12 protein-coding genes are annotated in these 12929 nt (G+C 39.0%); all 12 read left to right on the plus strand.

Annotated features, from left to right (window positions below):
- The first annotated feature begins 20 nt into the window (after positions 1-20).
- Entirely contained in the window at positions 21-1244 is a 1224-nt protein-coding gene (gene nuoD, locus EG346_RS02415) for an NADH dehydrogenase (quinone) subunit D (RefSeq protein ID WP_073331940.1), read from the plus strand.
- A gap of 127 nt (positions 1245-1371) precedes the next feature.
- Positions 1372-1881 carry an NADH-quinone oxidoreductase subunit NuoE family protein gene (locus EG346_RS02420; protein WP_073331942.1) on the plus strand — a complete coding sequence of 170 codons (510 nt, stop codon included), beginning with the start codon at positions 1372-1374 and terminating at the stop codon, positions 1879-1881.
- 76 nt (positions 1882-1957) lie between these two features.
- The gene (nuoF, locus tag EG346_RS02425; RefSeq protein WP_073331945.1) at positions 1958-3316 is read left to right on the plus strand and encodes an NADH-quinone oxidoreductase subunit NuoF; all 1359 of its coding nucleotides are present in this window, start codon (positions 1958-1960) and stop codon (positions 3314-3316) included.
- Between the two features lie 5 nt (positions 3317-3321).
- Positions 3322-4203: a hypothetical protein gene (locus EG346_RS02430; RefSeq protein WP_123876895.1), complete on the plus strand. Its 882-nt coding sequence runs from the start codon at positions 3322-3324 to the stop codon at positions 4201-4203.
- A 43-nt stretch (positions 4204-4246) separates the two neighbouring features.
- Positions 4247-5245 carry an NADH-quinone oxidoreductase subunit G gene (locus tag EG346_RS02435; RefSeq protein ID WP_073331948.1) on the plus strand — a complete coding sequence of 333 codons (999 nt, stop codon included), beginning with the start codon at positions 4247-4249 and terminating at the stop codon, positions 5243-5245.
- A gap of 82 nt (positions 5246-5327) precedes the next feature.
- Positions 5328-6392: an NADH-quinone oxidoreductase subunit NuoH gene (nuoH, locus tag EG346_RS02440; RefSeq protein WP_073331950.1), complete on the plus strand. Its 1065-nt coding sequence runs from the start codon at positions 5328-5330 to the stop codon at positions 6390-6392.
- Positions 6393-6504: 112 nt separating this feature from the next.
- On the plus strand, positions 6505-7062 hold the full coding sequence (locus tag EG346_RS02445) for a NuoI/complex I 23 kDa subunit family protein (protein WP_073331953.1): 558 nt from the start codon (positions 6505-6507) through the stop codon (positions 7060-7062).
- Positions 7062-7559, plus strand: coding sequence for an NADH-quinone oxidoreductase subunit J family protein (locus EG346_RS02450; protein ID WP_073331955.1), 498 nt, complete (start codon positions 7062-7064; stop codon positions 7557-7559). The genes EG346_RS02445 and EG346_RS02450 overlap by 1 nt, the downstream gene beginning before the upstream one ends.
- A gap of 4 nt (positions 7560-7563) precedes the next feature.
- Entirely contained in the window at positions 7564-7893 is a 330-nt protein-coding gene (nuoK, locus tag EG346_RS02455; RefSeq protein ID WP_034703571.1) for an NADH-quinone oxidoreductase subunit NuoK, read from the plus strand.
- 3 nt (positions 7894-7896) lie between these two features.
- The gene (nuoL, locus tag EG346_RS02460) at positions 7897-9810 is read left to right on the plus strand and encodes an NADH-quinone oxidoreductase subunit L (protein ID WP_123876896.1); all 1914 of its coding nucleotides are present in this window, start codon (positions 7897-7899) and stop codon (positions 9808-9810) included.
- On the plus strand, positions 9810-11303 hold the full coding sequence (locus EG346_RS02465; RefSeq protein WP_123876897.1) for a complex I subunit 4 family protein: 1494 nt from the start codon (positions 9810-9812) through the stop codon (positions 11301-11303). Before nuoL ends, EG346_RS02465 begins: the two co-directional genes overlap by 1 nt.
- A 99-nt stretch (positions 11304-11402) precedes the next feature.
- Entirely contained in the window at positions 11403-12788 is a 1386-nt protein-coding gene (locus EG346_RS02470) for an NADH-quinone oxidoreductase subunit N (protein ID WP_073331962.1), read from the plus strand.
- Positions 12789-12929 lie beyond the last annotated feature (141 nt).

Consider the following 12929-nt stretch of genomic DNA (forward strand, 5'->3'; position numbering starts at 1 on the left):
AAGCCTAAAGCATTTAAATTATGAAAGATAACTCATTATCTAATATACTTAACCAATACGAAAGTAAGGAGCAGATTGACGGGCAGTTGTATACCCTCAATTTAGGACCTACCCACCCTGCAACCCACGGGATCTTCCAGAATATCTTAACGATGGACGGAGAAAGGATTCTTCATGCGGAACAGACAGTAGGATACATCCACAGAGCCTTTGAAAAAATTTCTGAAAGAAGAAATTATTCTCAGATCACGACCCTTACCGACCGTATGAATTACTGTTCTGCACCCATCAACAACCTTGGTTGGCACATGACAGTAGAAAAGCTGATCGGCATACAAGTTCCGAAGCGTGTAGATTATATGCGTGTTATTTTAATGGAATTAGCCAGAATCGGCGACCACCTGATCTGTAACGGGGTAACCGGAATGGATGCAGGAGCGATTACAGGTCTTACCTATATGTTTATCGAAAGAGAACGTATTTACGATATGTACGAGCAGATTTGCGGGGCAAGAATGACGACCAATATGGGAAGAATCGGAGGTTTTGAAAGAGATTTCACTCCTAAATTCCATGAGTTATTACAGGACTTCTTAAAAACGTTCCCGGCAAGATTCAAAGAATTCGGTACTTTACTGGAAAGGAACAGAATTTTTATGGACAGAACCATTGGTGCAGGAGCAATCAGTGCTGAAAGAGCATTAAGCTATGGTTTCACCGGTCCAAATTTACGTGCATCAGGAGTAGATTATGATGTAAGAGTTGCACAACCTTATTCTTCTTATGAAGATTTCGACTTTATTATTCCTGTAGGAACTGCCGGTGATACCTATGACCGCTTTATGGTCCGTCAGCAGGAAATCTGGGAATCCCTTAAAATTATCAACCAAGCCTACGACAACCTTCCTGAAGGACCATTCCACGCGGATGTTCCTGATTTCTATCTTCCTGAAAAGGCAGATGTTTACAAGAAAATGGAAGCTCTGATCTACCATTTCAAAATCGTTATGGGAGAAACCGATGTTCCTAAAGGAGAAGTGTATCATGCTGTAGAAGGTGGAAACGGAGAATTAGGATTCTATTTGGTGAGCGACGGAGGAAGAAGTCCTTACAGACTTCACTTCAGAAGACCATGCTTCATCTATTACCAGGCCTATCCTGAAATGATCACAGGTTCTGTGATTTCAGATGCCATTGTAACGATGTGTAGTATGAATATTATTGCGGGAGAATTAGACGCATAATATAATAGACAAAAAGATAAAAGAAGAAAGGTAAAAGACTTTCTTCAACCCAATATAATACGAATTTAGAATAACGGACTTCAGAATCTTTTTTCTTTGTTCTTTACTCTTTAATCTTAGATAAAAAATGAGCGAAACAATAGCTTTTAAACCGGAAAGTTTAGCACAGGTACATAAAATTATGGCGAGATATCCTGAAGGTAGACAAAAATCTGCTCTTCTTCCTGTTCTACACATAGCACAGAAAGAATTCGGAGGATGGTTAGACGTTCCTGTAATGGATTATGTTGCTGAATTATTAAGTATTAAGCCAATTGAAGTATATGAAGTAGCTACTTTTTATACTATGTTCAATATGAAGCCGGTTGGTAAATATGTTTTGGAAGTTTGCAGAACGGGACCTTGTATGGTTTGCGGAAGCGAAAAAATCCTTGATCATATCAGAACTAAACTCAACATTAAGGATGGAGAAACTACAGAAGACGGTATGTTTACTTTAAAGCCTGCTGAATGTCTTGGCGCATGCGGATACGCACCCATGTTGCAGCTTGGAAAATTCTTTCATGAAAATTTAACAATAGAAAAAGTAGACGAAATCCTGGATCTTTGTAGAGAAGGACAAATCGCTTTAGACTAATAAATTGTAATAAAATTAAAATAGCCGTAAGCTAAAGGTCATGAACCAATAGCCGAACGCTAAAAGAATAAAAAAAATGAGTAAAAAACTTTTACTTAAAGACGCACATATAGAAGGTATTCGCTACTTTGAAACCTACCGTAAACAGGGAGGTTACACCGCAGCTGAAAAAGCCTTGAAAATGACACCCGAGGAAATCCTGGAAGAAGTAAAAACTTCCGGACTTCGTGGACGTGGTGGAGCAGGATTCCCGACAGGGATGAAATGGAGCTTTCTGGCAAAACCGGAAGGCGTGCCAAGACACCTGGTCGTGAATGCCGATGAATCTGAGCCTGGAACATTCAAAGACAGATATCTGATGGAATTTCTTCCTCATTTACTGATTGAAGGAATGCTTATTTCATCTTTTACTCTAGGTTCAAATGTTTCTTACATCTACATCCGTGGAGAATACTCTTGGATTCCTGATATTTTAGAAGAAGCCATTGAAGAAGCTAAAGCAGCAGGATTTTTAGGTAAAAACATTTTAGGAACCGGTTTCGACTGTGAAATTTATGTTCAGAGAGGAGGAGGAGCTTATATCTGTGGGGAAGAAACAGCATTGCTTGAATCCCTTGAAGGTAAAAGAGGAAATCCAAGATTAAAACCGCCATTCCCGGCTGTAAAAGGACTTTGGGAAAGACCAACGGTAGTTAACAACGTGGAATCTATCGCAGCTATCGTACCGATCATTGATATCACCGGAGCTGAATATGCTAAAATCGGGGTTGGAAGATCTACAGGAACGAAATTAATTTCGGCTTGTGGAAACATCAACAAACCCGGAGTTTACGAAATTGATATGACCATTACTGTTGAAGAATTCATCTATTCTGATGAGTACTGCGGTGGTATTGCTAACGGAAAAAAGCTGAAAGCCTGTATTCCGGGAGGAAGCTCAGTTCCTATTGTTCCTGCTAATTTATTATTGAGAACCGTAAACGGAGAACCTAGATATATGAACTATGAATCATTGGCTGACGGTGGTTTTGCTACCGGAACGATGATGGGTTCAGGAGGTTTCATTGTTTTAGATGAAGACCAGTGTATCGTGGAACATACCATGACTTTAGCGAGATTTTATCATCACGAAAGTTGTGGACAGTGTACGCCTTGCCGTGAAGGAACGGGATGGATGCATAAGATCCTTAAGAAGATAGAAAAAGGAGAAGGAAAAATGGAAGACATCGACCTTCTTTGGGATATACAGAGAAAAATTGAAGGAAATACCATCTGTCCATTGGGTGATGCAGCGGCTTGGCCTGTTGCAGCAGCAATCCGTCACTTTAGAGACGAATTCGAATGGCACGTGAAAAACCCTGAATTATCTCAGACACAAAATTATGGATTAGCCAATTACGCAGATCCTATTCCTGCTGTTGAAAAAAATGCATAGCTAAAATGAAGAAGTTATTGGTTGTTGGATTAATGGTGTCAGGTTTTGCTTTCGGTCAAGTGAAAAAAGATACATTAGGCAAAGAATATAAACTGGAGGTAACTCCATATAAAGCTGAAAAGAAAGAAAAACCTTTACCACTAAGCAAAAAAGGTCAGGTGTTTGTTTTTTACGGATGGAACAGAGGCGCTTTCAGCAATTCTGACATCCATTTCACAGGAAACGGATACGATTTTCAGTTGAATAATGTACAGGCAAGAGATAAACCTACCAAGTTCGGAATCGTTTATATAGATCCAAGCTGGTTTACCGTAACGCAGTATAACTTCAGAATAGGATATTTTATAAAAGATAATTTAGCCCTTGTTTTAGGAATCGATCACATGAAATATGTGATGAAACAGGACCAGACGGCTGACTTTTCAGGAACCATTTCAGATCCTAAATATGCAGGAATGGTGCAGAACGGACAGGTTAATTTAGCCGATACCCAGTTCTTAACTTTTGAACATACGGATGGTCTTAACTATGAAAATTTAGGTCTTGAGAAATATAAAAATCTTATTCATAAAAAAAATATAGATTTAGTATGGTCTTATGGAGCAGGAATCGGGGTAATGTTTCCTAAAAGTAATATCAAACTTTTTGGAAATGAAAGAAGTGACCGTTTTCACGTTGCTGGAATGGGAACCGACCTCAGAACGAGCCTTAACCTGGTTTTCTGGAAAAACTGGATGATCAGAGCAGAAGCTAAAGCCGGATACATCAATATGTGGGATATTAAGACTACATTGAATAATAAACCGGATAAAGCGCGTCAGGATTTTGTTTTCGGACAGGTCCTTGCTGGAATCGGGTATACATTTAACACGAAGAAGTATAATTAAAATATAGCTTAACGCCTTAAAAGCATAAGCGAAAGCATAGAATATGAGCGAAGAGGTTAAAAAATTCAAAATAACTATAGACGGACAGACTACTGAAGTTTTGCCTGGGACTTCTATTTTGGAAGCTGCCAGACAAATCGGTGGAAAATCTGTACCTCCTGCAATGTGCTACTACAGCAAATTGGAAACCAGTGGAGGGAGATGTAGAACTTGCTTGGTCGAAGTTTCGAAAGGATCCGAAGCAGATCCTCGCCCTATGCCTAAATTAGTTGCTAGTTGCAGAACTAACGTAATGGACGGTATGGAAGTGAAAAACCTTTCGTCTGAAAAAGCTCAGGAAGGTAGAAAAGCGGTGACCGAATTCCTATTGGTTAATCACCCTCTGGACTGCCCAGTGTGCGACCAGGCTGGTGAATGTCACCTTCAGGATCTTGGATATGAGCACGGAAACCTTGAAACCAGAACTGAATTTGAAAGAAATACTTACGAAGCAGATGATCTTGGTCCGAATATCAAGTTGAATATGAACCGTTGTATTCTTTGTGCAAGATGTGTATTGGCTGCCAATCAGTTAACAGGTGAAAGAGAGCACGGAATTCTTTTCAGAGGAGATCACGCTGAAATTTCTACCTATTTAAACAAAGCTCTGGATAATGACTTCATCGGAAACATCATTGATGTTTGCCCGGTAGGTGCATTAACAGACAGAACTTCCCGTTTTGCAAGCAGAGTTTGGTTCACAAAACCAATGAATGCAACCTGCAAATGTGATAAATGTTCAGGAAAAGCCGTAGTTTGGATGAAAGGTGACGAGATTGTAAGAGTGACGGCCAGAAAAGATCAGTGGGGTGAAGTGGAAGAATTCATTTGTGATACATGCCGTTTCGAAAGAAAAGAATTGTCCGACTGGAATATTGAAGGTCCTAGACATATCGACAGACACTCAGTAATTTCATTGAACCACTATGAAAAACCTAAGGATGAGCTAAGAGTTTTAGACAATCCTATGGCGAAAGAAATCAGTGAAAAAGACGAAAAATAATTAATAAGATATCAGATTTCAGACATTAGACAACAGACTTGCTAATTTCTAACCTCTACTATCTAACATCTATAAAAATAAAATGGATTTACTAACATTTAAACTTATACTTGTACTAGCACTTTTCCTGCTGTCTCTTACGATAGCGGCCTACTCTACCTGGGCAGAAAGAAAAGTTGCCTCTATCATGCAGGATAGAATTGGTCCCAACAGAGCCGGACCTTTCGGATTACTGCAGCCACTTGCCGACGGTGGAAAGTTTTTCTTTAAGGAAGATTTTACTCCAGCCAATGCCGAAAAGTTTCTTTTCGTATTAGGACCGGCATTGGTCATGTTTATTTCATTGATCACAGGAGCAGTTATTCCTTGGGGTAAAAGTTTAAATATTGCAGGTACTTCTTTTGATTTACAGGTAGCCAACATTGACGTTGGGGTACTTTTCATCATCGGAATGGCTTCCATTGGTGTATACGGAATCATGATCGGAGGTTGGGCTTCCAACAATAAATATTCATTATTAGGGGCTATCCGTGCTTCTTCACAGATGATCTCTTACGAATTAGCGATGGGATTAGCATTACTTTCTATCATTATGATGACGGGAAGTTTAGATTTAAAAGAAATTACAGAAAGCCAAACAGGTGGAAAACTATGGGGAGTGATTCCTTGGGTTTCCGGTATGAACTGGAATATTTTCTACCAGCCCATTGCTTTCCTTGTATTCTTCGTAGCTGCTTTGGCAGAGACCAACAGACACCCTTTCGATTTACCAGAATGTGAATCTGAATTGGTAACAGGATACTCTACGGAATATTCTTCTATGAAATTGGGATTGTATATGTTCGGTGAATATGTGAACATGTTTATCTCCAATGCGTTCATGGTTGTTCTTTTCTTCGGTGGGTATAACTATCCTGGAATTGAATGGGTAACTCAGAACTGGGGTGAAAATGCTGCAGGAATCTTGAGTATCGTAGCATTCTTAACGAAAACGGTAATCGGAATTCTGATCTTTATGTGGATCAGATGGACGCTTCCAAGATTTAGATATGACCAATTGATGCACTTAGGATGGAAAACTCTGATCCCAATGGCATTAGTCAATCTATTGATTACAGGTGCTGTGATTTTAGCATTTGCAAACTAGAATAATTTAAAAATGAGATGATGTGATGATGTGATAATATGGTGATGCGGGAAATAAAAACCCACTTCCATCTTCTAACATCTAACGTCTAACATCTAACATCCATAATTAAATGAAACTTACAAACAGATCAAAAGTTGTTTCCAACAAAGAAATGACCCTTGCTGAAAAAATCTATCTTCCTGCTATTTTTACCGGGATGGGGATTACATTTAAGCATGCTGTAAGAACCGTGATAAAAGGTGCTCCGGCAGTATATTCATATCCGGAAGTACAGAAACCAAGAGCTTCCATCTGGAGAGGCCATCACGTTCTGAAAAGAGACGAAGAAGGCAGAGAAAGATGTACAGCCTGTGGACTTTGTGCCGTGGCCTGTCCTGCAGAAGCTATTACAATGACTGCTGCGGAAAGAACCAAAGAGGAAAAAGGTCTTTACAGAGAAGAAAAATATGCATCGGTATACGAAATCAATATGCTGAGATGTATTTTCTGCGGGATGTGTGAAGAAGCTTGTCCTAAATCTGCCATTTATCTTACAGACAGATTGGTAGATGTAGAAACCAACAGAGGATCTTTCATCTATGGAAAAGATAAATTGGTTGAAAAAATAAATGAAAGGATTGATATTACGACAAGACAATCCGAGAAACAAAAAAATGCGGTAAAATAATGGATCAGTTTTTATTTTTCTTGGTGGCGTTTTTAGCAGTAGCTAGTGCAGTATATTTTGTATTTGCAAGAAATCCTCTCTATGCTATTTTGTCATTAATTGTTACGATGTTTTCAATTGCCGGAATGTACATTCTTCTGAATGCACAGTTCCTTGCAATCATTCAGATTATAGTATACGCAGGAGCCATCATGGTATTATTCCTTTATATCCTGATGATGCTTAACCTTAATAAACAAGACGAAAGTAAGAAGAACAATACTTTAAAATTTGTTGGAGTTTTTACAGCCGGTCTTTTATTAATTGGAGTTTTAGGCGTATTCAGAGGAGTAACCGATAACCACATTGTATTGGAAGATGTAGACAAAGGAGTGGGTCTTACTAAAAATCTGGGCAGACTTTTGTTTAATCAATATGTTTTACCGTTTGAGCTTGCATCCATCCTAATTTTGGCAGGTATCGTAGGTGCGGTATTAATCGGTAAAAAAGATTTATAAAATTATGGGAGAAGTAAATACATTTATACAAAGCGTCCCTCTTAACTATTTCATCATTCTTTCTTCAGTATTGTTCTGTCTGGGAGTATTGGGAGTATTGTTGAGAAAAAACGCTATTGTTATTTTGGGCTGTGTAGAGCTTATGCTGAATTCTGTAAACCTTTTATTGGCTGCTTTTTCAGCATATAAAGGAAATGGAGACGGACAGCTTTTAGTTTTCTTCATTATGGTGGTAGCCGCCGCTGAAGTAGCGGTAGGTCTGGCAATTATTGCTATGCTGTATAGAAATACCCGTTCTGTGGATGTAAGTATATTTAATAAATTAAGAGGATAAGGAATGGAAAATTTAGTGTATGCAATAGTACTTTTACCACTTTTAGGGTTTCTTATTAACGGTTTATTCGGAAAAAATCTTCCAAAAATATTCGTAGGCTCTCTGGCTACAGCAATGGTTTTCGGATCATTCTGTATTGCAGTAAGTCTTTTTATGAAATTTGATTCTGAAAGTCAGCCTGTCATTGTAAAGGCTTTTGAGTGGTTTACAGTAAACGGGATCCAGATTAATGTCGGATTTCAGATTGATCAGCTTTCGTTAATGATGGTGATGATCATTACAGGGATCGGTTCTCTGATTCATTTATATTCTATCGGATATATGAGTCATGACAAAGGTTTCTATAAGTTTTTCACTTATCTGAATCTTTTCATCTTCTCTATGCTACTTCTGGTAATGGGAAGCAACTACCTGATCCTGTTTATCGGATGGGAAGGGGTAGGTCTTTGTTCTTACTTACTGATCGGATTCTGGTATACCAATGAAGAATATGGTAAAGCAGCAAGAAAAGCTTTCATCATGAACAGAATTGGTGACCTTGCTTTACTGATCGGGATCTTCATGATCGCGGCTCAAACCAATGCAGTGGATTACCTTACCGTAGCACAGAACTCTTCAAAATTTGAATTAGACGGAACAGTAATTATCTTTATTACGGCCAGTTTATTTATCGGGGCTACCGGTAAATCGGCTCAGGTTCCTTTATATACCTGGTTACCGGATGCAATGGCAGGTCCTACTCCGGTTTCCGCATTGATCCACGCGGCAACGATGGTAACAGCCGGGATCTATTTGGTAGTAAGATCAAACTTCTTATTTACCTTGGCTCCTACGGTTCAGGGAGGAATTTTATTCATCGGATTCTTAACAGCTGCTTTGGCTGGATTGTATGCACTTCGTCAGAACGACATCAAAAAAGTATTGGCTTACTCTACCGTTTCTCAGCTTGGATTTATGTTCATTGCTTTAGGATTGGGAGCTTATACTACAGCGATGTTCCACGTAATGACGCACGCATTCTTCAAAGCACTACTATTCTTGGGAGCAGGTTCTGTCATCCACGCGATGAGCAACGAGCAGGATATGCGTTTCATGGGAGGTCTGAAAAAATACATTCCTATCACCCACGCTACTTTCCTTATCGGAACACTGGCAATCTCAGGTTTCCCTCTATTATCGGGGATGATCTCAAAAGACGAAATTTTAGTAGCAGCATTCGCTAAAAACCCTGTTTACTGGGTGATCTTATTTGTTTTAGCGGCAATGACTGCAACCTATATGTTCAGACTGTACTACCTGACCTTCCACGGAGAATTCAGAGGGACGGAAGAGCAGAAACATCACTTACACGAAAGCCCGTCTAATATGACGCTTCCGTTGATCGTTCTGGCTATCCTTTCTGTGCTTGGAGGTTTTATTAACCTTCCTCACTTTATCGGACACGGTCATTATGCCAAGCTGATGGAATGGCTCAAACCGGTTCTTACTGAGCAAAGCTATAACCAGATGGAAGCTACTCTTTCGGGAGTTCCGTTTGGCACTGAAATGATATTATTAGCAGCCACAGTGCTGATGTTCTTCTCTGTATGGTTTATTGTAAAAAATACCTACGTGAAAAAGAAAAAGATGGCACTGGCAGAAGAAAGCTATACCGGATGGGAAAAGCTTTCTGCTAAGAAATTATATGTAGACGAACTTTACAATGCATTGATTGTAAAAACTGTTGAAGGATTAGGACGCGGAGGAAAGATGTTTGATAAAGGGATCTTAGACCGTTTTGTAGACTTTGTAGGCGAAGGCGCTGAAGACAGCGGAAAAGCGATGAAGCGTATCCAAAACGGAAATGTAGAGACTTATATTCTTATCATGTCTTTAGCTGTGGGAATTATACTGATTGTTAACTTTATATTACAATAATGTCTGGTTTATTATTAACATTATTACTATTACCTCTAGTAGGTTCGGGATTAGTTTTTGCATGGAAAAATAAATCCAGCAAATATTTGGCGCTAGGAATTGCATTGATTCAAATGCTTATTACTTTCTACATCGCAGCGGATTTTGATTTTAATCCGACCGTAGACAGTGTATTGCAGCATGAGATCAACTACCCTTGGTCACAGTTTATTAAAAGCTCACTTCATTTCGGAATTGACGGGATGAGTCTGCTTCTGTTATTGCTGACCAATATTTTAACGCCAATCATTATTTTATCTTCGTTTAACGAAAATGTAAGCTACAGAAATACATTCTACGGTCTGATTTTGCTGATGCAGTTCGGTCTTGTAGGCGTGTTTACTTCTTTAGACGGACTGTTGTTCTACATTTTCTGGGAAGTAACCTTGATTCCGATCTGGTTTATCGCCGGACTTTGGGGCCAGGAAAATAAAAGATTTGAATTCACCACGAAATTCTTCGTTTATACATTCGTTGGGTCATTATTCATGTTAGCTGGATTGATCTATGTGTACAACCACTCTGCATCATTTGCTTTAACAGATTTATACAACGCCCAGCTTAAAGAAACACAACAAACGGTGGTCTTTTGGTTTATCTTCTTTGCATTCGCAGTGAAATTACCGGTATTTCCTTTCCATACATGGCAGCCGGATACATACACCTACTCTCCTACTCAGGGATCCATGCTTTTATCAGGGATCATGCTGAAGATGGCGATCTATGGGGTTATCCGTTATCTTCTTCCGATCACTCCTCTTCCTATTGCGGGAATTTCAGGACAGATCGTGATTATACTTGCTATTGTAGGAATTGTTCACGGAGCACTGATTGCGATCATCCAGACCGATATGAAGAGAATCATTGCCTATTCTTCTTTCTCTCACGTAGGATTGATGGTCGCAGGGATCTTCTCTTCTGCAGTGATCACTTTAAGAGGAACATTCAATATTGAAGGAGCTGAAGGAGCTTTAGTACAGACTTTTGCACATGGTATCAACGTAGTGGGACTGTTCTACTGTTGTGATATTTTATACAAGAGATTTAAATCAAGAGACATCAGACAAATGGGAGGTTTAGCGAAAGTGGCTCCTAAATTTGCCGTGTTGTTCCTGATCATTATATTAGGTTCAATGGGAGTTCCATTAACGAATGGATTCATCGGAGAATTTATTTTGTTGAAATCGGTCTATGACTTTAACGGATTGGCAGCAGTTATCGCCGGTCTTACAGTTATTCTTTGTGCTGTTTACCTGTTGAGATTCTACGGAAAAGCAATGTTTGGTGAAGGAAACGAAGCCGTTTTAAGTACAGCAAAAGATTTATCCGCTGTGGAATTTTCTGTATTGGCAAGTTTAGCGGTTTTCGTGATCTTGCTGGGTATATTCCCACAGCCGGTAATCGATATGGTGAATAGTTCGCTGACGTTTATCTACACAGCAATGGCTAATTAGAAGATTAAAAGATTTAAAAATTAAAAAATTAAGAGATTAAGAAATGAGGAATCAGAAATTTTATCTCATCTCCCCCGTCTCACATCTCAAATCTATATTATGAGTGTTTTAATTATTGTTTTCCTAACGGCAGTTATTGCGTTATTTTCAGGAGTTTTTGAACAAGGAAAATTCGCAAGATACATTGGGATTTTAGGATTGATCATCGCTTTATATGTAAGTTTCTTACCGGAATGTGCTTTCTTTGAAAAGTACAGACACATGTATGAATACACTGCAAATACTGCTTTATTCACCAAAATATCTATTGTAACAACCTTATTGTTATTCTTCCTTGGAGGTTTTGCATTCAGCAATCACAGAAGCCACCAGTCAGAATTATATGCACTGATGCTTTTTGCATTATGCGGAGGAATCGTCCTTTTCGGATACCAGAATCTGGTTACTCTTTTCTTAGGGGTAGAAATTCTTTCCATCCCGTTGTATGTAATGGCGGGTGCCAACAAAACTGATTTAAGATCAAACGAAGCTTCGATCAAATATTTCCTGATGGGTGCTTTTGCGACAGGTTTCTTACTGTTCGGGATTGCATTTATCTACGGAAGCAGCGGAAGCTTTGACCTGTATAAAATCCAGGATTTTGGAGTTAAAAATCCAAAAGATGCCATGTTCATTTTAGGTGTTCTTCTTATTTTGTGTGCACTGGCATTCAAAGTAGCATTAGCCCCTTTCCATATGTGGAGTCCGGATGTATATGCCGGAGCCCCTTCACTGATCACGGCATTTATGGCGAGTGTGGTAAAGATCTCAGGATTCTTTGCTTTGTTCAGATTAATGACCATCGGATTTGGAGGCGTGACGGAACAGTGGATTAATGTTTTTGGAGTATTCTTAATCATCACATTGCTTTTAGCCAACGTTATGGGTCTTGCCCAGACCAATGCAAAGAGAATGTTGGCCTATTCTTCTGTATCTCACGCGGGATACATAGGATTGGTATTCTTCGGAATGACCAGCCTTTCTACCTATAACCTGGCATTCTATTTATTTGCTTACTCATTATCTACGGTAGGCGTTTTCATGTGTCTGATCTATGTAGAAAAGCTAAAGAGAGAAACGTCTTTCGGAGCCTTCAAAGGATTGGCAAAATCTGAACCCCTACTGGCAACTGTTGCAGCGATCTCAATGCTATCAATGGCAGGAGTTCCTTTAACTGCAGGTTTCATGGGGAAATTTGCTTTATTCTCTCAGGCGATGAATTCCAAGCATGGCGTTTTCTTAGTATTGGTAGCGGTATTAGGTTCTGCAGTGTCTATTGCCTATTATTTAAGACTGATCATTTCTATGTTCTTCTTTAAAGATTCTACATTTAAATCTTCAGAAAAAGTAACCCTTACCTACAATATCGTAGCGGTATTCGTCATTGCATCTATTATTCTGTTGGGTATTTTCCCGGATATTTTCGCAAGACAATTCGGATTGTAAGATCTAACATAAAAATATACAAAGCACAACTTTTCAGTTGTGCTTTTTTTGTGATGAACAGTTATTCGATGAAGACTTTCAGATAAAACCAATCAAAGAAATACTATTTTACACAACGAACGTGAAAGTTACTATCATCAA

The sequence above is a fragment of the Chryseobacterium carnipullorum genome, from assembly GCF_003815695.1.
Classification (GTDB): domain Bacteria; phylum Bacteroidota; class Bacteroidia; order Flavobacteriales; family Weeksellaceae; genus Chryseobacterium; species Chryseobacterium carnipullorum.